Source organism: Microbacterium sp. MYb54, from assembly GCF_002979515.1.
GTDB lineage: Bacteria > Actinomycetota > Actinomycetes > Actinomycetales > Microbacteriaceae > Microbacterium.
On sequence record NZ_PCPA01000003.1, the window covers coordinates 14,731 to 35,629 of the forward strand.

Sequence of the window (20,899 nt, forward strand, 5' to 3'; positions counted from 1 at the left end):
GGGAGTCAGGAGGTCCACGCGAGGATGAGGATCATCGTCGCGAGGAAACCGGCGAAGTAGTTCAGGGCGATGAATCGTCGCCAGGCGCGGTTCGTGGATGCGGAGTTCTCATCCGTCACGTTCCACCAGGGGGCGGCGTTCACGAGGTACGGCACTGCGAGGGCCGCGGCGAGCGGGCCCGGCCACGGAGTCAGGAGCATCGCCGCTCCCGCGATGGCCCAGAGCGAGAGCGACAGACGTACAGTCGTCCGCGCTCCGATGACGGTTGCAATCGAGGAGATCCCGGCTTCACGGTCGGGGCCGATGTCCTGCACGGCCCCGAAGGCATGAGCCGCCATGCCCCAGAGGAAGAAAGCGCCGAGTGTGAGGACCGTGCCGGTCGTGACCGGCGCTCCGACCAGGGCGAGTCCTACGATCGCGGGGCTCACGAAATGGGTGCTCGAGGTGACGGAGTCGAGGAAGGGGCGTTCCTTGAACCGGAGGACGGGAGCGGAGTAGGCGATCACTGCGAAGACACTGACCGCCAGCCAGAACCAGGATGCCGGGTTGCCGACGATCACGAGATAGACGAGGAAGGGGACGTTCGTCGCCGCTGCCGCCCACAGCGTCGCCCGGTGGATGCGGGGAGCCAGGAGCGCGCCCTCGATCCCGCCCTTGCGCGGGTTCGCCAGATCGGAGGCGTAGTCGAAGACGTCGTTGATCCCGTACATCGCGAGGTTGTACGGGATGAGGAAGTACAGGGTGCCGATCACGAGCGTGATGTCGATCTCGCGCGTGCTGAGGAGGTACGCGGCGGCGAATGGGAAGGCGGTGTTGATCCAGCTGATCGGTCTCGACGACAACACGATCTGAGCGAGGTCGCGCCCGAGTGAGTGCGTCGGGGAGGAGGCGGCGCTCATCCGAGGTCCTCGTCGTCGATGGATCGGCGATCACGCGCTCGCCGTGCGCGCATCGCCGTCCACACGGCCGGAAGCAGCAGCGCACCCGCGAGCGGATAGGCGAAGTCCTCGATCGGAGCCAGACCGATGTGCAGTCCGAGCAGCGGATCCTGCGCGTAGTGGAAGAGGCCACTCGCGATCATCACGGTGTCGAATGCCGCGGTGAGCAGGAAGAGCACGAGCGCGGTCAGCAGTACTGCGCCGGGACGTGGTCCCTGTCGGCGTGATGCGAGCGCGAGCCCGACACCGCCCAGTACCGCGACGACGAGGAAACAGGCGGAGAGCTGGATGTACGTCACGGACGATCACCCTTCGTACGGTGCTGGTCACGGACCCGGGAGAGGATACGCGCCGAGCCGGTGTAGATCACCATCGTGCACACCACGAGGAAGAGCAGGAACACCGGCTCCTCGAGCGGCAGCTCGGGCGCCAGCACGATTCCGGTCGCGATCGCGGCGTCACCGCGGAGGAAGATGCCGTTGGCGATGCCCGCGATGTCCCACACGAGGAAGAAGGCGAGACCGACGGCCGTCACGACCAGGGCCGACACCGCGTCACGCCAGAAGAAGAGGCGGAAACGCCAGTCCAGCAGCAGCATGCAGCCCAGTGACAGCAGGAGGGCGATCAGGTAGAGCGCGCCCATCAGGACGTCTCCGTCCCGACAACCGACCGCGCGGGAACGGGAAGAGGGCCGGGGGAATGATCGCCGCGGATGCGCTTGAGGACGATCTCGGCGCTGATCAGACACATCGGAACCCCGACACCCGGCGCAGTCGTGGCGCCGGCGTAGAAGAGGCCTCGCACGCGCTTGGACGCGTTCTGCGCGCGGAACATGGCGCTCTGCGTGAGGATGTGTGCGGGCCCCAGCATTCCGCCCCGCCAGGAGCGGTAGTCGTCGCGGAAGTCCGCCGGTCCCTTCGTCTCTCGCACGACGATGCGTTCGCGGAGGTCGGGGACTCCGGCCCAGGTCGAGATCTGGTCGATGGCGGCGTCGGCCGCACGCTCGATCTCGGGCGACCCCGCGCCATCGGATCCGCCGTGGCCGAGAGCGACATCCGCCGGTACAGGGACGAGGACGAAGAGGTTCTCGTGGTCGGCCGGAGCGACATCGGGATCCGTCGCGCTCGGCCTGCACACGTAGGTCGATGCCGGGGCCGGGACAGACGGTGACGGCCCGAAGATCGCATCGAAGTTCGCGTCCCAGTCATCGGTGAAGAACAGGGAATGGTGCGGGAGCTCGGGGAGCGCCCCGCGAACCCCGAGCATCAGGAGCACACCGCCCGGGCCGCTGGTGCGCCGTGCCCACCAGGACTCCGGATAGGTCTGCAGAGATCGAGGAAGAAGCGCCGTCTCGGTGTGGTGCAGGTCTGCTGCCGAGACCACTATGTCTGCGCTCTCGACGTGCGAGGTGCCTGAGCCGTCGACCCAGCCCACACCCGTGACCCTCGTGTCGCCATCCGCGTCCTGGGTGCGGATGCCGGTCACATCGGCGCCGGTCACGATCCGAGCGCCCGCATCGAGGGCGAGCGCCTCGACCCGCTCGACCACGCGCCAGAAGCCGCCCTGCGGATAGCTGACGCCCTGATCGAGGTCGAGTGCGCTCATCAGGTGGTACATCGCCGGCGCGGTTCGCGGATCGGTGCCGAGGAACACCGCCGGATAGCCGAGGATCTGGCGCACGACCGGGTGCCGGAAGCGTCGTGCGGCGAAGGACTGAAGACGCGTGCCGAGCAGCGCGGCCAGACGCGGCAACGCCCGAAGAACCTCCGGGGCGAGGAGCGACCGTATCCGGGTGAACGGGTTGTAGAGGAAGTACTTCTGCGCCATCACGTCGGCGTGATGTGCGGAGTCGAGGTAGTTGTCGAGGGTTCGTGTGGAACCCGGCTCCAGGGACTCGAACATCTGGGTCACCCGATCCCGGCCGGCGGGAACGGTCACCGAGTCGGCCGCGGCGTCTGCCCTCTTCGAAGCGCTGAACACGCGGTACCCGGGGTCGAGGCGCGTGAGGTCGAGCTGCTCTTCGGTCGTGGTGCCCATCATCGCGAAGAAGTGGTCGAAGACTTCGGGCATCAGGTACCAGGAGGGACCGGAGTCGAAGCGGAAACCGTCGCGCTCGATCGTTCCCGCCCGTCCGCCGACGCGGTCGTTCTTCTCGAGGACGACGACCTCGTGTCCGTCCCGCGCGAGCAGACCCGCAGTCGCGAGACCGGCGACGCCGGCGCCGATGACCACAACCCGGCTCATCGGTCGCGTTCCATCGCCGTGACGACGAGTGCCCGAGCGGCGAGTGCCGCCTTGATCGGATCGGGGACGCGCACGCGTCGGTGGTAGAGAACGTCGGCGGGAGTCTTGGCCACGCGACGGGTGAGCGCGTCGAACAGCGACAGTGCGCTGCGCACAGCTGCACGTGAATCCTTCGGCAGCAGCGGGATAGCGGTGCGGGCCTCGGCCAGCTGCTGGAAGATGGTGTCGACCCAGGCATCGCGGTCGGCATCCGTCAGGCGGTCGGAACCGCCGAGATAGCCGCGGTGCAGGCGGTCGGTGTCATCGGCGAGGTCGCGGAGGAAGTTCACGTTCTGGAAGGCGGCGCCGAGCTGGCGTGCACCGCGTCGCATCGTCTCGACGTCGGCCGGCGTGCGTTCGGTTCCGCGCACGAACACCTGCAGGCACATGAGCCCCACGACTTCGGCCGAGCCGTAGACGTAGGTGGCGTGTGCGTCGGCGTCGTACGCGGCGAAGCCGGCATCGCCCGAGATATCGGCGCGCATCGAATCGAAGAAGGGCCGGGTGAGGTCTTCGCCGATACCGCATTCACGCGCAGTGCGTGCGAATGCATGCAGGATCAGGTCGCTGCTGTATCCGCTGCGCATCGAGCGATGCGTCTCGGCGACGTACGAGTCGAGCGCTGCCGATTGGGCTGCGACGTCGAGGCCCGCCTCCGCGGCTACGCCGTCGACGATCTCATCAGCGATGCGCACCATCGCGTAGACGTTGCGGATGTGCTGTCGATGGCGCTTTCCGAGAAGGCGCGTGGCGAGCCCGAATGATGTCGAGTAGGTGCGGATGACGTCGGTCGTCGCGATCTCCGCAGTCCGGTTGAAGCGGCGGAGCGCCGTGTGGTCGGTGCGGTCGGATGGGTCCGCGCTCATCGGCTGCGGCCTTCGACGCGGGCGATCAGCCCATGGATGGCGTGCCCGGCCGCTCCCGGGAGCACGCCCTCGGTCTCGGCCTCCTCGAGAGCGGTGGTCGCTGCATCGAGATGCTCCTGCACGAGACCGCGAACGAAGCTCTCCGAGCCGCACTCGCGCAGTCGGTCCCGGGCATCCGCACCATCGGTCGGGCCGAGATCGGAACGGCCGAAGTGCAGTTCGATGCTGTCCCAGTGGCTCGTCATGCGGGCATATGCGATGATCGCGGTCTCCTTGCCCTCGCGGAGATCGGAGAAGGCGTCCTTGCCGTGCTCGTCAGGGTCGCCGAAGACGGAGAACAGGTCATCCTGCAGCTGATAGGCCAGGCCGAGGTGTCGGCCGATCGTGGCGAGCCGTTCCTCAGCCGCGGAAGATGAACCGATGAGCACCGCTGCTGCACGCAGAGGGAGGACGAAGGAGTAGGTCGACGTCTTGTAGGCGCTCGTCGACAGGATCGTTCGCAGGTCAGGGGCGATGATGCCATCACTCAGCGCGACGTCGGCGTGCTCACCTGCCACGGTCTCGAAGATCGTCTGCTCCAGCAGCGAGAGGAGACGCTCGCGTGCCTCGGCCGCGATGTCGGTGCGAGCGAATCCCAGCACGGCCGACGACAGCAGCAGATCCCCGAGGAGGATCGCACTCGAGCGAGCCCAGTGCAGAGCAGGCTCGCTCGGCTCCGCGGGGCGTCCTGCCACGAGTGCGCCGATCAGGTTCGGTCGACGTCGTCTCGTCAGATCTCCGTCGATGACATCGTCGTGCAGCAGGAACGCGAAATGGAGAAGTTCGACGTGGGCGGCCACATCGATCGCGCGGCGGATCTCGTCGGCCGAGAGCGGCGTGGGCGCCAGCGCAGTCACGAGATCCACGAGCAGCCGCGGACGGATGAGCTTGCCTCCGAGCGCGTGCTCCGCGGCTGCCTGCCAGAGCTCTACGAACTCGCTCCCATACCGCTCTGCTGCGACGCTCCGTTCCGAGAAGCGGCGTCGAAGTGCCTCTTCGATCCGGGTTCCGAGTGCTTCCTCGGTCGTCGTGGCTTCCATCGCTCAGACCTCGCCGAGCCGTCGCAGCAGCGGAAGCTGCTCGACGAGCCAGGGGCTGAACGCGTACGGTGCGTGCGTGACGGCCTCGATGAGCCCGTCGACGTCGACCCACGTCCACTCGGACACCTCGTCGGAGTTGGCGGTCGGCTGACCGTCGATGATCGCGACGTGCACCGGGCAGACCTCGTTCTCGACGATGCCGCTCGCATCCACGGCGCGATAGCGATACCCGGGGAGAGAGAGGCGCAGGTCGGCGAGCCGGATGCCGAGCTCATCCACACCATGGCGACGCACGGCATCGGCCATCTCCTCACCGGGCCGTGGGTGCCCGCAGAAGCTGTTCGTCCACACGCCCGGCCAGGTCTTCTTCGCCAGCGCGCGGCGGGTCAGAAGAAGCCGGCCCTGAGAATCGAGGACGTAGCAGGAGAAGGCCAGATGCAGGGGAGTCTCGCTCGTATGGACTTCGCTCTTCGGCAGTGTGCCGACGGCAGTCCCGTCTTCGGCGAGGAGGGTCACGTCGTCCATGGGATCCCCTTGTCTCGAACCTCTCACAATTAGCTAACTTGGTGAGTAGTCAACTTAGCATGAAACTGTTGGTGTGTAACATGATCGCATGGACACGGAGCCCGGCACCACCCCGCGAGCGGGCGCGAAGGAATCGCCCCCCGCCGTGGAGGGGGGATCGAGTCGGACGGCTGACGCTCCGGACGGCCTTATCCACGCAGCCATCTACGATGTCGAGGCCAGCGATCCTCGTAGCACGCTGATCGATCGGACCGGGGTCCCGCCGGAGGAACTGAGACAGATCGCTCGGCTCATGGAGTCGCTCGCGGGCCTTCGCGAGGCGGAGCAGACTCTCTCACAGGCTTCCCGGCGATACATGCGCCTGAACGAGACCGACATGCGTGCGCTGCACTACCTGATCGTGTGCGCGAACCGCGACCTGGTGGCGACGCCCGGCGGGATCGCCCACCACCTCGGCGTCTCGACCGCCGCCACCACCAAGCTCCTCGACAGGCTGGAGCAGGGCGGGCACATCAAAAGGGCCCCGCATCCGACCGATCGCCGGGCGCTGCAGATAAGCATCACTTCGGAAACCCGGCACGCGGCTATGGAGACCGTCGGTCGTCAGCAGGCCAAACGCTTCTATGCCGCCGCGCGGCTTACGCCAGCCGAGCGGGATGTCGTTATCCGATTCCTCACGGATATGACGGAGGAGATCACCCTGCGCGACGAACCGTGGCTGCAGGAGAGCGCGGAATAGTCTTCAACCGGAGCAGGCTCCGGGCTGAGATCAATGTGCTGCGCTGTATGCATCCAGGATCGCTGCAGGAATGCGACCACGCTCGGAGAGGGTGTGACCGTTCTCGTTAGCCCATGCACGGATGGCAGCGACTTCGGGGTTTCGTGCCTGACGCTTGCGCGGCGCTGATGTGCGCGACGTGCTGGAAGAGCCAGCCCGTCGTCCCCCGGAGATATAGGGCTCGAGCGCCTTGCGCAATTCGTCGGCGTGCGCCGAATTCAGATCGATCTCATAGGCGGCGCCATTGAGCGAGAAATGCACGGTCTCGCCCTCGCCGATTTCCAGGATGCTGCCGTCGATGTCGTCGACCAGCTGATGCACAATTCGTCTCGCCATGGATGCGACTTTACTCCCCGATGCGAAATGCGACAAGGTGAGAATGACGCGATGTGACAATTCAATCCAGCGGATTCAGGGGAGAACTCCCGCGCGACGTGCCCTGGCGACGGCGGCGTGGCGGGTGGAAGCATCCAATTTCGACATGGCCGTGCCCAGATATGCCTTGACCGTGCCTTCGCGCAGGCCGAGCTGTGTCGCGATCTGCGCGTTGGTCGAGCCCAACGCAGCGCAGGCGAGCACGTCGGTCTCGCGAGGGGAGAGGCGGATGGTCGGCACCGGGCCCGTCGTAGGCGGGGTCGCCTCGCCGGCGAGCACCATGAGCCGTCTTTCGACCTGTGCGATCCGAGCGCGGATATCGACGTCATCCACGGAGGCCGCGATGCTGCGCAGCTCTGCGAAGCTCTCCCGCAATTCTTCGCGCTGCGCCGGTGCGACGACGTCACCTCCGGGCGGGGTGGCATGCAGGCGTCGCTGCACTTCGTCGCGGATACGCAGTTCGTCGGCGACCGACTGCGCCACCTGCATGGCAGGCGCTGTGGTCACGCCGCCGACCTGCTCTTCTTCCCACCCGCCTGCGTAGAGGACTCCACGGGAGCGCCCCTGGACGATGATCGGAAGTGCGAGAAGTGTGCGCAACCCCTCGCCGAGGACGAATACGTCGTAGTCGTGCGTGATCTGCTGGGATGAGCCGTAGTCGCTCGTCATCCGGGGCCGGAGCTCCATCATCGCCCGTCCGCCGAGTCCGCGTTCCGGCCGTACCCGCAGCCCGTCCAGCGATCGGGTTCGTGCGCCGACGATGCTCGTGACGCTCACGACGCCTTCTTCGATGAGGCCGCCGAAGGCGACGGGGAAGCGTGTACGCCTGGCGAGCTCGCGCACGGCGTTGGCGACGAGGTCCGCCTCGGATTCGCGGGTGACGGGTGAGCTCACGACTACCTACTTCCGGGGCGACGACGCAGTTCCCCGTTTCGTAGCGTCGACGATATCACTCGCGCGGTCCAGCCGTGCGTGGACCCGGCGGCCTACTCGCCGGGTCCACGCCGTCGTGCCGCTCAGCCTGCCTCGAGGTCGAGGAGGAACTGCTTGCGCTCGGGGTGTGCGCCGTATTGCCCTGCGCTGCCGTCCGATCGCACGACACGATGTACCGGGACGATGATCGAGAACGGGGTGATGCGGCATGCGGTTCCGACGGCGCGCGCCGCGCCGGGGTGGCCGGCGAGGATCGCAACCTCCCCGTAGCTCATCGTCTCTCCCCATTCGATGCCGCAGATCGTCTGAAGCGCGTTCAGGGCGAATCCGTCGACGAGCTGCCAGTCGAGTCGCAGATGTTCCTCGAAATGCACCTGCTCGCCGTCGAAGTATTCGGCGAGAAGGTGGGCCAGTTCGTCTGCGGCTCCGGGATCGGGCTCCGGTACCGCCCGGAGCTGCCGCGACACACCTTCGAGCAGCCATGGCACGTGAGGGTCTTCGGATTCGGACAGGTCGAAGCGCACGATGCCCTCGTCGGAGAACACCGCGAGTGCATCGCCGAACGGGGTCGGAGCGAAGTCGTAGCGGAAGGTCATGCCACCATCCTGACCGTACTGGTCGACGTCAGAGCTCGTGCTGACCGCGGCGGGTGGAGAACGCGAGTGGGCGGGGCGCAGGGCAGGAAGAGTGCGGATCACCCCTCGGAGGGCGGAAATTCGGCGGAAACCCGCCCGGGATACTCCGTCTCGCCCTGTCGCGCGCCTAGGGTGTCTATGTGTGGCGACGTGAAGACAAGTCTGCGGATGACACAGCGGTGGATGCTGCTGTGTCGATCAGCGATCTGCACGGGACCACGACCGGCATCGATATAGCGCACGCCGCCGAAGCGGAACGCACCCGGCTGAGGGCGGAGGCAGCGGACCTCGGTGGCCCCTCTCCGCTGGTCAGCTTCCGCGACAGCCCGGAGTCGGGAATCGACATCTCCAAGGCGCACCCCGGCAGTCTCCCGCAGTTCATCACAGGGAAGTCGACGCTTCTGTCGAACCTCTACCGCGACGAAGTGGGGCTGCGTACGGCGCGACTCGCTGCGGAGCGGATCACCGCGAAGAACACCGAACTGCGCACCGTCCGTGGCATCGAGGCGGTGCATCTCGCTGTCGGCGTCGCGCGATGGCGCATCGGGGGAGCGGGGTTCTCCGCGCCGGTGCTGCTGCGCCCGCTCGCGATCCGACGCCATCACTCTGATTTCGAGCTCAAGCTCCAGGGCACCTTCGAGGTCAACCCTGAACTCGTGCGGATCGCGCGCGACCACTTCGGGCTCACGATCGATGCGGCAGCCCTTGCGGCTCTCGCCTACGACGGCGGCATCTTCAAGCCGCAACCCGTGATCGACAGCCTGCGCGGGATGACGCGCTCGATCGACACGTTCTCGGTTGAGCCGCGCCTGGTCGTGTCGACCTTCGCCGATGTGTCGGGTGTCATGTCCCGCGACGGTGGGAGCCTCGACCACCCGGTCCTGAACGCGCTCGGCGGTCATGTGGGCGACCGCGAGCGGGTGACCGCGCCGCGGGCCACGCCGCATCACACCGGCCCCGACGATCGTGCCCCGGCCTCCGACAACCTCCTTCTCGATGCGGATGCCGAGCAGGAGGCTGTGCTGGCCCGCATCGCCGCCGGTCATTCACTGACCGTCGCGACTCTTCCCGGTACCGGTGGAACACAGACCGTCATCAATGCGCTCGGCGAGCTGGTTCGCGGGGGCAAGCGCGTCCTGGTGGTTTCGGCACGCCGTTCCACGTTGGACGGGGTGCGCCATCGTCTTGCCGGGATCGGGCTCGACAGCCTCGCGATCTCTCCCGCGACCGTGCGCCGGGATCTGGTCAGGGCGATCGGTCGCAACGAGAAGGCCACCGCTCCCAAGGTCGGCGAGGTCGACGACGCTCTCGTGCGACTGCGAACGGTGCTCCGAGACTACCGACAGGCTCTCACGGCCCCCGTCGCCGGTATGGATGCTTCGGTTCTCGAAGCGACGCGACAGCTCACCAGGCTCGCCTCCCTCCCGGTTCCCCCGTCTACGACGGCACGGCTCGGCGTCGATGCGCTCCGCCGCCTCGCTGTCGACCGTACTGAGGCTGCGGAGGCGCTCGCGCAGGCTGCCCGTCTCGGTGAGTTCCGCTTCGGTCCCGATGACTCGCCCTGGTACGGGGTGACCTTCTCGAGCACCGAGGCGGCACGCGCGGCCCATGAACTGGCCGGTCGACTGCATTCGAACAGCGTGCCCGCCCTCCTGGAACGCGGCTACGAGCTCATCGCGCAGACCCACATGCGGCCGTTCGCGACCATCGACGAGCTCGGCGAGTACCTGCGGCTGCTACAGGGGATCCGCGACTCGCTCGATCGGTTCAGTCCCACGGTCTTCGAGCGTCCGCTCGGCGAGCTCATCCAAGCGCACGGTTCGCGCCGAGATGCGCCGGGTCTTTCGGGAGCGAACAGGCGGCGCCTGCGGCGTCTCGCGAAGGAGTACGTCCGCCCCGGCGTCCACGTCACCGAGATGCACGAGGCACTGCTGCGGATCCAGACTCAGCGCACGCAGTGGCAGCGCTGTGTCGAGGCCGGCGTCGCACCCGAGATTCCACTCGGTCTGGCGGATGTATACGTGGCCTGGCAGCGCGTCGAGGCCGAGCTCGCCGAACTCGATGTGGCTCTCGGACGCCGTGAACCGCTGGCCTCGCTGCCGGTGGCGCGACTCGTGCGCACCCTCGCGGGTCTCGCCGCCAAGTCGGACGTCTTCGAGAACCTCGTCGAACGCGCGCAGCTGCGCGACCGGCTCGCACTCCTCGGACTGGAGCCTCTTCTCACCGAGCTCTCGGTGCGCCATGTCTCGGAGTCGCAGGTCGGCGAGGAGCTCGAGTTCGCCTGGTGGCAGTCGCTCCTCGAACGCGCGCTGCAGGACAACCGCGCTCTCCTCGGCGCGAACACCGCCGTCGTCGACCGCCTCGAGCGGGACTTCCGGCTGGTCGATGAGGCGCATGCCGCGATGGCGGGCCCGTTGCTCGCGTGGCAACTGGCCAACCAGTGGCGGATCGCGATCGTGGACGAGCCTCAGCAGTCGCAGCACCTCCGCCGCGCGCTGACCCAGCCCACCACCACGACGGCGCAGGTCGTCAGCTCCGCTCCCACGCTCGTCGACGTGCTCGCGCCCGTCTGGATCTCCTCGCCGTACCTGGTGCCGGAGATCCCCGACTCCGTGGAGTTCGACACCGTGCTCCTGGTCGACGCCGCGGCGATCAACCTCGCGGAGGCTGCGCCTGCGATCCGGCGGGCACGCCAGATCGTGGCTTTCGGCGACCCCGTGACCCAGCGCCCGACTCCTTTCCGCATCGCGGTGGACCCTGCGGAGTCGTGGGAGGCCGAGGTGCCGTTCGACGACGTCTCGGCCTTCGAGCGGCTGTCCGAACTCCTGCCGGTGATGACCCTCACGCGCAGCTACCGCGCGGGTGGAGAAGACCTGGCCGAGCTCATCAACGACGCGTTCTACGGCGGCGAGATCGTCTCGCTTCCCTGGGCGGGCTCGTACCTCGGTCGTGGCAGCCTCACGGTCGATTACGTCGAGGGCGGCACCGGTGCACCCGACCCGATCTCGGGCGCAGTCGAGAGCCCCGATGCCGAGGTCGCAAGGGTCGTGACCCTCGTGGTCGAGCACGCGGTGCACCGCCCGGCGGAGTCGCTCATGGTCGTGACCGCGAGCGCCCGACATGCCGAACGCGTGCGCGCCGCCGTCACCTCGGCTTTCGCCGGACGGTCCGACGTGGCGGACTTCGTCGGCCGCGATACCGTCGAGCCTTTCGCGGTGCTGACACTCGAGGAATCGGTCGCCGAGAGCCGCGACCGTGTCATCTTCTCGCTCGGATTCGGCCTCACCAAGCACGGCCGTGTCTTGAGCGACTTCGGCGACCTCTCCACCCCGGATGGTGAGCGACTGCTCACAGTGGGCATGACGAGGGCCCGTCGGTCGATGGTCATCGTCTCGTCGATCCGCCCGTCGTCGTTCGATGAAGGGCGTCTCGAGCACGGCGCCGCCACGATGATGTCGATCCTCGGCGGCCTCGCCACGCGCAGCAGGGACGCACGCCTCGAGGATCTTGCCGACCCCCTGACTCTCGCTCTGGCGCGAGAACTGCGCCGCCTGGGAGCATCCGTCGATGTCGACTATCGCGGGCTGCTGCCGCTGGTCGCGCAACACGGTGGCAAAGCGGTCGTTATCGAGTCCGACCCTGAGTCCTCGCGGGGGGAGTCGTTGCGAGAGACGCTGCGCCTGCGGCCGCACGTGCTCCGTCGCCTCGGCTGGCACTACGTGCGCGTGCACGCGTTCGATCTCTACAGCGACCCGGTGACGGCAGCGACGCGTATCGCTGCCGTGCTCGGCATCTCCGATTCAGCCCCTCGTGCTGAGAACGACACCCAGCCGATCGACATCGCCGACACCCAGAATGACTGACGAGTCCGACTCCTCGGCGCCGCGTCAACGAGTGGTGCGGGTCTCCGGCTCTCGGCGTGCACGCCTGACCCCGGTCCCGGGGAGCGACCCGGAGCCGGAATCCGGTCCGGCTGACGTGCCACCGCCGCCCGCCCGTCCGAAGGGCGCCAAGGGACCGAACGACGACCAGCTCATCCAGGACGTGCCGCCGCACTACTGATCGCCGCCCGGTACTGATCCCGGTCAACGAGAAACGCACGACCCTCCGAGGAGGAAGCCGTGCGTCTCGTGGTGCGGGTGGAGTCGTCAGGCTCCGCGCTGCGCCTTCAGCAGGTCGCGGATCTCCGCGAGGAGCTCGGACTCGGTGGCGGCCGCAGCCTCTTCGGCGACCGGGTTCTTCGCGGCGCGACGTGCCTTGTAGTGGTTCATCGGCATGACGAATGCGAAGTACACGACGACGGCGACGGCGAGGAAGCTGATGATCGCGGTGATCAGGTCGCCAAGCGGGAAAGTGACTTCCTGACCGTAGAGACCGGTGATCTTCGGACCGAAGTTTCCGGCAGCGTCGGCCACGAAGAACAGTGAGACGAGCGGGTTGATGATGCTGGCGACGACAGCGTTCACAATTGCGGTGAACGCACCGCCGATGACGACAGCGACTGCCAGGTCGATGACATTGCCTTTAAGGATGAATTCCTTGAATCCCTGGATCACGGGAACCCCCAAGTTGTGTGTTCGGCCTCAAGAAGAGGCCGGAGTCGACGCAGCCGCCGGTTTGGCGCTTGTCGTCGATTCCGTCTTCGATGATGCCGAAGCATCCTTCGATCCTCCGGATTTGGCGCGCGAGTCCGTGCGATAGAAGCCGGAACCGTTGAAGGTGACGCCGATCGAGCCATACTGCTTGCGCAGGGTGCCACCGCACTCGGGGCACACCGAGAGCGCGTCGTCGGCGAAGCTCTGCACGGCGTCGAACTTGTGTCCGCACGACGTGCAGGCATAGGCGTAGGTGGGCATGGGGGTCCTTGCGATCAGCGTCGCTGCGGCGACAGGGTGAGGGTCTGCGACGGGGTGACGACGCCGTTCACCGGCTGGTCGTGCACCTCTCGCGGAAGTTCATCGAGTATTTCGGAATCATAGATGACGGCGTAGACAGGCGGGCACTTCTCCATCGAGCCGATCGTCTTGTCGAAGTAGCCGCGCCCCCAGCCCATGCGCATCCCGCTGCGATCGACAGCGGCAGCGGGGATGATCATCAGGTCGACGTCGTTGACAGCGATCGGGCCGAGCACCTCACCCGTCGGCTCCGGAAGGCCGAACAGTCCTTCGGCGACCTCGTCGTCATCTGTCGCGACGGCCCAGTCCAACAGGCCGTCGGCGCGAGTGACCGGAAGGAGGACGCGGATGCCGCGGCGCACAGCCCTTGTCACGAAGTCGCGTGTACCCGGCTCCGTGGTGGTGGAGAGGAAACACGACACGGAGCGTGCGTCGAGTTCGTCGACCAGGGCGTCGAGGCGCGCGCCGATCGCCGTGGCTGCCGTCTCGCGCTGCGTGTCAGAGAGGAGCTGGCGTCGTTCGCGGAGTTCGGCGCGGAGTGCGCGCTTCGCATGTTCGACGTCGTTCGACATGGCTCCGAGTCTACGTCGATGCTCACCGCTAGGCTGAGAGGATGGCTCACCACACGATCAAAGCCGTCATTCCTGCCGCAGGCCTGGGGACGCGATTCCTGCCGGCGACGAAGGCGATGCCGAAAGAGATGCTGCCCGTAGTCGACAAGCCAGCGATCCAGTACGTCGTCGAAGAGGCCGCGAACGCCGGCATCGATGACATCCTCGTCATCATCGGCCGCAACAAGAACGCCATCTCCAACCACTTCGACTCCGTGCCGGAGCTCGAGGTGCGGCTCATGGAGAAGGGGGACACCGGTCGCCTCGAACGCGTGATGAAGTCCAGCGACCTCGCCGATATCCACTTCGTCCGCCAGGGTGAGCCGAAGGGGCTCGGGCACGCTGTCCTGCGCGCACGCACCCACGTCGGCGACAACTCCTTCGCGGTGCTCCTCGGTGATGACCTCATCGATGAGCGCGACCCGCTTCTCACCGAGATGATCGCCGAGCACGAGCGCACCGGCGCTGCTGTCATCGCGTTGATGGAGGTCGACCCGGCGAGCATCCACTTGTATGGTGCGGCGGCAGTCGAGCCGCTCGAGGGATCCGACGCCGTCCGAGTGACCGGGTTGGTCGAGAAGCCCGCGCAGGAGGACGCCCCCTCCAACCTCGCCATCATCGGTCGATACGTGCTCCCGGCCTCTGTGTTCGGTGTGCTCGAGCACACCGAACCCGGCAAGGGCGGCGAGATCCAGCTCACTGATGCGCTGCAGGAGCTCGCGACCGATCCTGACGGCCCCGGTGTCGTCGGAGTGATCTTCGGCGGACGTCGCTATGACACGGGCGATCGAGTCGACTACATCAAGGCGATCGTGCAACTGGCAGCGGACCGGGACGACCTCGGCCCCGAGCTGCGCCCCTGGCTCAAGGATTTCGCGGAACGCCTCTAGGCGACTCTGCGGGCGTCGGTGCGGCATGGATCTGGCGGCGGGAATGCGACACGGACCCATTGAACTGCGGCTCGTCCGCACGAAGGATGCGCGACCGTTGCAGCACGAGCTGCTCGCCAACAGGTCGTGGCTGCAGCCTTGGGAGGCGACGGTTCCCTACGGCTCCGTGTCGTTCGACATGCGGCTCAGCATCCGGCGACTGCTCCAGCAGTATCGCGATGGCTCGGGCTATCCGTTCGTCATGGAGTACGACGGCGAGGTCGCGGGGCAGCTCAACGTATGGGGTGTCTCGCGGGGGTCGCTCTGCTCTGCCACGATCGGGTACTGGGTGAGCGAACGATTCGCCGGGCGGGGGATCACGCCGACGGCGGTCGCACTGGCCACCGACGCCTGCTTCACCGAGTACGGACTCCATCGGATGGAGATCTGCATCCGTCCCGAGAACGCTGCGAGCCTGCGCATCGTGCAGAAACTGGGCTTCCGTTACGAGGGGCTGCGTCGTCGCTACATTCACATCGATGGGGACTGGCGCGATCACTATGCGTTCGCGCTCACCAGGGACGACGTTCCCCAGGGAGTGCTCGCACGCTGGCTCAGCGGGCAGGTGCCGCCGGACGCCGCGAACGTGCCGCCGTCCGACCGCATCACCCACTGAACCTCGTCTTCGGGCGGTGATCCGGACGGACTCGCCGCGACACGCGCCCTTCTGTACGGCGCAGCCAGCTCTCAGCCCTTAGCGTTGTCAATATGGACGGGCCGGTGCTGAGTGGGGGAGTGATCGTGCTCGTCGCCGTGCTCCTCTGGATGCTCTACCTGCTGCCGTCATGGCGGGGCCGCTTCCAGTACAACGCCTCCGAACGCAATGCCGTGCGACTGAACCAGGCTCTGCGTGTCCTTGCAGAAACGAGTGAGACGCCGGGTGAAGTGCGCTTCGAGCTGAACGCCCGCACCGCCCTTGCGCAGCAGAAGCTGGCCAAGCGGGTGCAGTCCGAACGTGAGGCCGCCGAGCTTGAGACGCTTCGGGAAGAACTCGCGGCGACCAGGGCCGATCCGGTGATCCGCCGTGCGCGTTCACGTCGACGCGTGCGCGTGACAGCGACGAGCACGCTCGTTCTCGGGCTCGTCGTCGCCGGCCTCGGTGTGTGGCAGCTTCTCGCCACAGGAAGTTCGGTGATGCTCTGGATGGGGGGCGCCGCGATTCTGATCGCCGCCGTCGCCCTGCAGAGGATGGCTGCGGTCGCTGCCCGTGTCGCGCGTGCCACGCATGCGGTGACCGCCCCAGTCGCCCCACGGGTCGCTCCCGAGCTGCACGATCAGGGACGAGCGACGTGGACGCCGCGTCCGCTGCCGGAGCCGCTGGTGTCGGTGGCGGGATCCCGCGCGCAGGCCGCCCAAGCCCAGCTGGAGGCGCAGGAGCAGCGTCGCAAGGCGGCACGAGTCGCGGCCCTACGAGAGCGTGCCGAGCAGATGGGTCCCGAGGCGCCCGTCGCGCTTCCGGCCGCATCCTCGCCGTACGCGCGGATGGGATTCGTCGACGACGCCGAGATCGAGGCGCACGTGCGCGAGATGCTCTCGCGTCGCGCCGCAGGATGACCGTCCGCGACGCGAACAGCTGTTCTGCCGTGATAGCGTAGATCTCGTTCACGGGCCTATGGCGCAGTTGGTAGCGCGCCTCGTTCGCATCGAGGAGGTCAGGGGTTCGAATCCCCTTAGGTCCACCGAACACTGAAGCCCCCAGGCAAGAGCCTGGGGGCTTCAGTCATCTCCGGGGACGGAGCGGAGGTCTCTGCGACTCAGCCCCGTGACGCGAGCCCTGCGAGCAGTTCCAGTACGCACAGCGCCGCCAGCCGCACTGTACGCGCATCGTCGGCGTCGGCCGTCGCGTCGACTTCGGCCAGATCGGCACTGACGACACGGGCATCCGTGGCGACTGCGCGGGTGAGGGCCCGCAGTTCCCACGCCTGCAGGCCGCCGGGGACACTCGCAGGGCAGCCGGGAGCCACGGACCGATCGCACACGTCGACGTCGATATCGAGGTGGATGCGCGGGTCGGCGCCTGCGCCCGCGACTTCCACCGCCTCCGCGACCACGTCGTCGATACCGCGGCGGCGCAGCTCGTCGAGGGTGATGACGCGGATGCCCCATTCGGCCGCGCGCCGCGCGTAGGCGGCGGAGTTCGCGAAGTCGGCGATGCCGATCTGGACGATTCTCGTCGGATCGACCCGGGACGTGCTCAGAGGCGATGCCGCCGGGACGTCTTCGACGAGGCGTCGCACCGGCGTGCCGTTGGAGACTCCGTCTCGCAGGTCGAAGTGCGCGTCGAAGGTGATCAGTCCGGTCGCCTCCGCACCGAGCGCCACGGGGTACGTGAGTGAGTTGTCGCCGCCCAGGGCGATCACGAGCTTCGCCGCATCGACGAGTTCGCGCACGCGGGAGATGACCCGCGCCTCGCCCGCGGAACCGTCGGGGTCGGTCACGTCTCCTGCGTCGGCGATGCGCAGCACCTCGTCGAGGTCGACGGCGGGTGGCCCCATCAGCGTCGTCCCATAGCGGGGCAGGGCTTCGCGGATGGCCGCGGGGGTCGCGTGTGCTCCCGTCGGCGACAGCGAGGTACGCCAGGTCGGCACGCCCAGCAACACGGCGTCGGCCGAGCCGTCGAAGGCCGGCCAGGCGCCGGCGCGCGGCCAGAGCGGGTCTTGGCTCAGCTGTCGAGAAGTGGGTGCCATGTCAGACTCCGGGGATCAGGGCGTGGGCGATGGAGAAGATGGCAAGGCCCGCCAGCGCCCCGACGAACGTGCCGTTCAGGCGGATGTACTGCAGGTCGCGGCCGACCATGAGTTCGATCTTCTCCGTCGTCTCGGCCGGGTCCCAGCGTTCGACGGTGTCGGTGATGATCGAGGCGATGTCGTGCCGGTAGCGGTCGACGAGGAAGACTGCCGCGTCGGACACCCAGGTGTCGACCCGGTGCTGCAGCGCGGCATCGGTCGTCAGGCGCTCACCGACCTCCTGCAGCGCCTGGACGGCGCGTCGCCGAAGACCGCTCTCCGGATCGGCGAGGGCTGTGAGTAGACCGTTCTTCGCGGTGTTCCAGGCCTCGGCGGCCAGGGCACCGACTCGCGGGCTGTCGAAGAGGGATGCTTTGGCGTTCTCGAGCTTCGCGCGCGTCGCCGGGTCGTTCTGCAGGCTGTCCGCCAGACGCGCCAGGTAGCCGTCGACGGCGAGGCGAGCCGGGTGACGGGGATCTGCCTGCACGGCATGCACGAACTTGACGGCCTCGTGGTAGACCGTGTCGTCGACGAAGCGATGAGCGAGCTTCGGCACCCAGCCGGGCAGTCGCCGCGAGACGAGTCCGGTGAACGACTCGGCGTTCGCGTCGAGCCATCGCGCGATGCTGTCGGCGGCGAGATCGACGGCGCCGTGATGGGCATCCGCCTCGACGATCTTCTCGAGCCAGGCGCCGGCGGGCGGGCCCCACTCGGGATCCACCAGGTGCTCGCGGGCGAGATCGGTGATGAGGTCTCGCACGTCGTCGTCGCTGAGCGCATTGAGTACCGCGGTGGCGATCGTCGCGCCCTCGGCGCCGACCCGCTCGGCGTGCGGAGCCTCGCGCAGCCACTCGCCGGCGCGCAGCGCGATCTGCGTGCTCGACAGCTTGGTGCGCACGACCTCGGCCGCGAGGAAGTTGGTCTCGACGAACTCCCCGAGGGTGCGGCCGATCTCGTCCTTGCGGTTCGGGATGATCGCCGTGTGCGGGATGGGCAGTCCGAGCGGGCGACGGAAGAGCGCGGTGACGGCGAACCAGTCGGCGAGCGCACCCACCATGCCTCCCTCGGCGGCAGCGCGGACATAGGCGAGCCAGTCGAACCGCTGCTGGAAAGCGAAGGCGAACACGAACACGACGGCCATGAAAACCAGAGCTCCGAGCGCGACGGCCTTCATGCGTCGGAGCGCGCGGAGACGCTCCTGGTCGGCGGGCGAGAGCTGCGTCATCGGTGTTCGCGGCATGACGTCATCCTTTCACGCTGGTGCCCTGGCGTCGCCGACCGCTGGACATGGGGTGTCTCGGCGCTCAGACAGCCTGATGGGCCATGGGACGAGTACCCTCGAGGGGTGATCGAAGACATCAAGAAGCGTGCTCTGCACCGCACCAGCATCCTCGAAGGTCAGATGCGCGGCGTCGCGCGGATGATCGAGAACGAGGAGTACTGCATGGACATCATCACGCAGTCCCGCGCGATCCAGCGTTCTCTCGAGTCCCTGAACCGGCTGCTGCTGGAGAACCACCTGCAGACGCACGTCACCCACATGTTCGAAGAGGGTGGCGAGGAGCGGGACAAGGCCGTCGTCGAGCTGCTCAAGGCCTTCGACTTCGACCGCAAGTAAGCGTCCCAGGCCGGGCACGACGCAACGCCCCGACGGAGTCGTCGAGGCGCTGCGTGGCGGCTCACCTGCCGCTGTCGTCGAAGACCTCACCCTCCATGGCGTCATATCCTTCGGCCTGCGGGTCTCCGTGGGAGCCGCCGGAGAGCGCGTACTCCTCTTCGGGGGAGAGCACCAGGCGGTGGCGGAAGAACAGCCCGAATCCGAGCAGGATCACGACGTACACGATCGCGATGGCGATGATCGCCGGGCCGAAAGTCGGGTTCAGCAGGAATCCGACGAAGATGAGCGCCGCGATCACGAGCGCTACGGCCGCACCAGGGATGCCCCAGGGGCTGCGGTACGGGCGGTCGACGTTCGGGTACTTCTTGCGCAGGATCATGAATGAGATCAGCTGGAGACCGTAGGCGAGCACCGCACCCCACACGGCGATGTTCAGCACGATCGCACCGGCGACGGATCCGGCGCCCTTCGCGTCGACCGCAGCGAGCACGTCGAGCACGATGAGGGCGATGAAGCCGATGGCCGCACCGACTACGAGTGCGACCCACGGCGTCTGCCGCTTGCCGGTGAGCGAGAGGAACCGCGGGTAGTAACCCGCACGCGAGAGCGAGTACATGTTGCGGCCGTAGGCGAACATGATGCCCTGCAGCGAGGCGAGCAGCCCGATCAGGGCGAAGAGGGCGAGGACTGCGGCGAGCTGGTCGCCGACGATCGCGCGGAAGCCGTCGAGCAGCGGCTCGCCGGCAGTGCCCGTGGCCTCGGCGCCGATCACGCCGGTGTTCAGGAACAGCACCAGGAGTCCGGTGACGATGAGCGTGCCACGAGCCCAGAATCCGGCCTTCGGGATGTCGCGCGTCGGGTTGTGCGACTCCTCGGCGGCAAGCGGCAGCTCTTCGATGCCGAGGAAGAACCACATCGCGAACGGGAGCGCGAACAGGATCGGCAGCACGCCGTGTGGGAGGAACTCCGTCTGGCCGGGGTCGGGGGCGATGTCCCACAGGGCGTCCCAGCTGAAGGCTCCGGAGAAGATCGCCATGAGGGAGAACACGAGGATGATGCCGATCGAGATGATCGAGACGATGATCGCGAAGCGGAAGGAGATCGCAGCTCCCGCGGAGTTCAGCGCGATGAAGACGATGTAGAGGATCAGGTACCAGAGCCACCCCGGCAGCTCGATCCCCAACAGTTCGCTGGTGATCCCGTTCGCATACGATGCCGAGAAGTAGACGATCACCGCCGTGGTCGCGACGTACTCGATCGTCTCCGCTGCTCCCGTGACCAGGCCGCCCCAGGGACCCATCGCGGACCGTGCGAAGGAATAGGCACCTCCGGTGTGCGGCATCATCGCCGCCATCTCGCCGATCGCGAAGATCATGCCGTAGTACATCAGGACGAGGATCACGAAGGCGATCAGCATCCCGCCGAAGCCCGCGAAGTCGATGCCGAAGTTCCAGCCCGAGAAGTCGCCGGAGATGACGGCCGCGACCGCGAGACCCCACAGGCCCCAGACGCCCGCGGACCTCTTCAGCGTCCGTTTCTCGAAGTACTCACTCCCGGCACGTGTATAGGTCGCCCCAGCGACCTTGCGGGATTCATTGCTCTGCTCAGACATCCGCTCTCCGTTCGCATGCACATAGGCGCCGGGTGCACCTTGCGGATGATTGTGACAGTCAATGGTGGTTTCGTCTACCTTTAAACGTCGAGGTGA

At 67.3% G+C, this 20,899-nt stretch carries 23 protein-coding genes and 1 tRNA gene; 8 read left to right on the top strand and 16 right to left on the bottom strand.

Translation table 11 applies throughout. The features are described 5' to 3' along the window. Nucleotides 1-5: 5 nt before the first annotated feature. From CQ040_RS04280 to idi, 7 genes are read right to left on the bottom strand one after another with little or no spacing between them, the layout of a single operon-like run. Nucleotides 6-899 carry a prenyltransferase gene (locus CQ040_RS04280; protein ID WP_105527038.1) on the bottom strand — a complete coding sequence of 298 codons (894 nt, stop codon included), beginning with the start codon at nucleotides 897-899 and terminating at the stop codon, nucleotides 6-8. Further along, nucleotides 896-1,237, bottom strand: a complete 342-nt coding sequence (locus CQ040_RS04285) for a lycopene cyclase domain-containing protein (protein WP_105527037.1) — start codon at nucleotides 1,235-1,237, stop codon at nucleotides 896-898. The genes CQ040_RS04280 and CQ040_RS04285 overlap by 4 nt, the downstream gene beginning before the upstream one ends. Further along, a complete protein-coding gene (locus CQ040_RS04290; RefSeq protein WP_105527036.1) occupies nucleotides 1,234-1,581 on the bottom strand; it encodes a lycopene cyclase domain-containing protein in 348 nt (115 codons plus the stop codon). Before CQ040_RS04290 ends, CQ040_RS04285 begins: the two co-directional genes overlap by 4 nt. Continuing rightward, nucleotides 1,581-3,182 carry a phytoene desaturase family protein gene (crtI, locus tag CQ040_RS04295; RefSeq protein WP_105527035.1) on the bottom strand — a complete coding sequence of 534 codons (1,602 nt, stop codon included), beginning with the start codon at nucleotides 3,180-3,182 and terminating at the stop codon, nucleotides 1,581-1,583. The genes CQ040_RS04290 and crtI overlap by 1 nt, the downstream gene beginning before the upstream one ends. Then, nucleotides 3,179-4,087 (bottom strand): squalene/phytoene synthase family protein, encoded by a 909-nt coding sequence (locus CQ040_RS04300; protein WP_105527034.1) that lies wholly within the window; start codon nucleotides 4,085-4,087, stop codon nucleotides 3,179-3,181. Before CQ040_RS04300 ends, crtI begins: the two co-directional genes overlap by 4 nt. Then, on the bottom strand, nucleotides 4,084-5,166 hold the full coding sequence (locus tag CQ040_RS04305; RefSeq protein WP_105527033.1) for a polyprenyl synthetase family protein: 1,083 nt from the start codon (nucleotides 5,164-5,166) through the stop codon (nucleotides 4,084-4,086). Before CQ040_RS04305 ends, CQ040_RS04300 begins: the two co-directional genes overlap by 4 nt. Nucleotides 5,167-5,169: 3 nt before the next feature. After that, nucleotides 5,170-5,691, bottom strand: a complete 522-nt coding sequence (idi, locus tag CQ040_RS04310; RefSeq protein ID WP_105527032.1) for an isopentenyl-diphosphate Delta-isomerase — start codon at nucleotides 5,689-5,691, stop codon at nucleotides 5,170-5,172. A gap of 88 nt (nucleotides 5,692-5,779) precedes the next feature. Here idi and CQ040_RS04315 point away from each other — a divergent pair, with 88 nt between their 5' ends. Beyond that, nucleotides 5,780-6,430 (top strand): MarR family winged helix-turn-helix transcriptional regulator, encoded by a 651-nt coding sequence (locus tag CQ040_RS04315; protein ID WP_105527031.1) that lies wholly within the window; start codon nucleotides 5,780-5,782, stop codon nucleotides 6,428-6,430. A gap of 30 nt (nucleotides 6,431-6,460) precedes the next feature. Here the strand turns inward: CQ040_RS04315 and CQ040_RS04320 are convergent, their stop codons facing one another. The 3 genes from CQ040_RS04320 to CQ040_RS04330 form a co-directional block, all read right to left on the bottom strand. Then, nucleotides 6,461-6,805: an Lsr2 family protein gene (locus CQ040_RS04320; RefSeq protein ID WP_028503298.1), complete on the bottom strand. Its 345-nt coding sequence runs from the start codon at nucleotides 6,803-6,805 to the stop codon at nucleotides 6,461-6,463. A gap of 75 nt (nucleotides 6,806-6,880) precedes the next feature. After that, nucleotides 6,881-7,738 (bottom strand): LuxR C-terminal-related transcriptional regulator, encoded by an 858-nt coding sequence (locus tag CQ040_RS04325; protein ID WP_105527030.1) that lies wholly within the window; start codon nucleotides 7,736-7,738, stop codon nucleotides 6,881-6,883. 122 nt (nucleotides 7,739-7,860) lie between these two features. After that, nucleotides 7,861-8,373, bottom strand: a complete 513-nt coding sequence (locus CQ040_RS04330) for a methylated-DNA--[protein]-cysteine S-methyltransferase (RefSeq protein ID WP_105527029.1) — start codon at nucleotides 8,371-8,373, stop codon at nucleotides 7,861-7,863. A 179-nt stretch (nucleotides 8,374-8,552) separates the two neighbouring features. Between CQ040_RS04330 and CQ040_RS04335 the strand changes: the two genes are divergently transcribed. Further along, nucleotides 8,553-12,275 (top strand): AAA family ATPase, encoded by a 3,723-nt coding sequence (locus CQ040_RS04335; protein ID WP_374954135.1) that lies wholly within the window; start codon nucleotides 8,553-8,555, stop codon nucleotides 12,273-12,275. Beyond that, nucleotides 12,268-12,474 (top strand): hypothetical protein, encoded by a 207-nt coding sequence (locus CQ040_RS04340; protein WP_105527027.1) that lies wholly within the window; start codon nucleotides 12,268-12,270, stop codon nucleotides 12,472-12,474. The genes CQ040_RS04335 and CQ040_RS04340 overlap by 8 nt, the downstream gene beginning before the upstream one ends. Before the next feature lie 86 nt (nucleotides 12,475-12,560). On the opposite strand, the gene mscL is transcribed toward CQ040_RS04340, so the two are convergent. From mscL to CQ040_RS04355, 3 genes are read right to left on the bottom strand one after another with little or no spacing between them, the layout of a single operon-like run. Further along, a complete protein-coding gene (gene mscL, locus CQ040_RS04345) occupies nucleotides 12,561-12,968 on the bottom strand; it encodes a large conductance mechanosensitive channel protein MscL (RefSeq protein WP_028503294.1) in 408 nt (135 codons plus the stop codon). A 27-nt stretch (nucleotides 12,969-12,995) separates the two neighbouring features. Further along, nucleotides 12,996-13,268, bottom strand: a complete 273-nt coding sequence (locus CQ040_RS04350; protein ID WP_028503293.1) for an FmdB family zinc ribbon protein — start codon at nucleotides 13,266-13,268, stop codon at nucleotides 12,996-12,998. A 14-nt stretch (nucleotides 13,269-13,282) separates the two neighbouring features. Continuing rightward, nucleotides 13,283-13,879 carry a 5-formyltetrahydrofolate cyclo-ligase gene (locus tag CQ040_RS04355; RefSeq protein WP_105527026.1) on the bottom strand — a complete coding sequence of 199 codons (597 nt, stop codon included), beginning with the start codon at nucleotides 13,877-13,879 and terminating at the stop codon, nucleotides 13,283-13,285. A 41-nt stretch (nucleotides 13,880-13,920) separates the two neighbouring features. Between CQ040_RS04355 and galU the strand changes: the two genes are divergently transcribed. The 4 genes from galU to CQ040_RS04375 all read left to right on the top strand — a co-directional run bounded on the left by galU (nucleotide 13,921) and on the right by CQ040_RS04375 (nucleotide 16,526). Then, nucleotides 13,921-14,808, top strand: coding sequence for a UTP--glucose-1-phosphate uridylyltransferase GalU (gene galU, locus CQ040_RS04360; protein WP_028503291.1), 888 nt, complete (start codon nucleotides 13,921-13,923; stop codon nucleotides 14,806-14,808). A 43-nt stretch (nucleotides 14,809-14,851) separates the two neighbouring features. Continuing rightward, nucleotides 14,852-15,463: a GNAT family N-acetyltransferase gene (locus CQ040_RS04365; protein ID WP_105527025.1), complete on the top strand. Its 612-nt coding sequence runs from the start codon at nucleotides 14,852-14,854 to the stop codon at nucleotides 15,461-15,463. A gap of 92 nt (nucleotides 15,464-15,555) precedes the next feature. Further along, nucleotides 15,556-16,401 carry a hypothetical protein gene (locus CQ040_RS04370; protein WP_105527024.1) on the top strand — a complete coding sequence of 282 codons (846 nt, stop codon included), beginning with the start codon at nucleotides 15,556-15,558 and terminating at the stop codon, nucleotides 16,399-16,401. Between the two features lie 52 nt (nucleotides 16,402-16,453). Beyond that, nucleotides 16,454-16,526 (top strand) — tRNA-Ala (locus tag CQ040_RS04375). Nucleotides 16,527-16,601: 75 nt separating this feature from the next. Here the strand turns inward: CQ040_RS04375 and CQ040_RS04380 are convergent. Together CQ040_RS04380 and CQ040_RS04385 are read right to left on the bottom strand one after the other, a co-directional pair. Beyond that, entirely contained in the window at nucleotides 16,602-17,534 is a 933-nt protein-coding gene (locus tag CQ040_RS04380; protein ID WP_105527023.1) for an agmatinase family protein, read from the bottom strand. Nucleotide 17,535: 1 nt separating this feature from the next. Then, nucleotides 17,536-18,813 carry a DUF445 domain-containing protein gene (locus CQ040_RS04385; protein WP_028503287.1) on the bottom strand — a complete coding sequence of 426 codons (1,278 nt, stop codon included), beginning with the start codon at nucleotides 18,811-18,813 and terminating at the stop codon, nucleotides 17,536-17,538. A 105-nt stretch (nucleotides 18,814-18,918) separates the two neighbouring features. Between CQ040_RS04385 and CQ040_RS04390 the strand changes: the two genes are divergently transcribed. Continuing rightward, nucleotides 18,919-19,191 carry a metal-sensitive transcriptional regulator gene (locus CQ040_RS04390; RefSeq protein WP_028503286.1) on the top strand — a complete coding sequence of 91 codons (273 nt, stop codon included), beginning with the start codon at nucleotides 18,919-18,921 and terminating at the stop codon, nucleotides 19,189-19,191. Between the two features lie 61 nt (nucleotides 19,192-19,252). Here CQ040_RS04390 and CQ040_RS04395 read toward each other — a convergent pair whose 3' ends face one another. After that, nucleotides 19,253-20,803 (bottom strand): amino acid permease, encoded by a 1,551-nt coding sequence (locus CQ040_RS04395; protein WP_105527022.1) that lies wholly within the window; start codon nucleotides 20,801-20,803, stop codon nucleotides 19,253-19,255. Nucleotides 20,804-20,899: the final 96 nt, after the last annotated feature.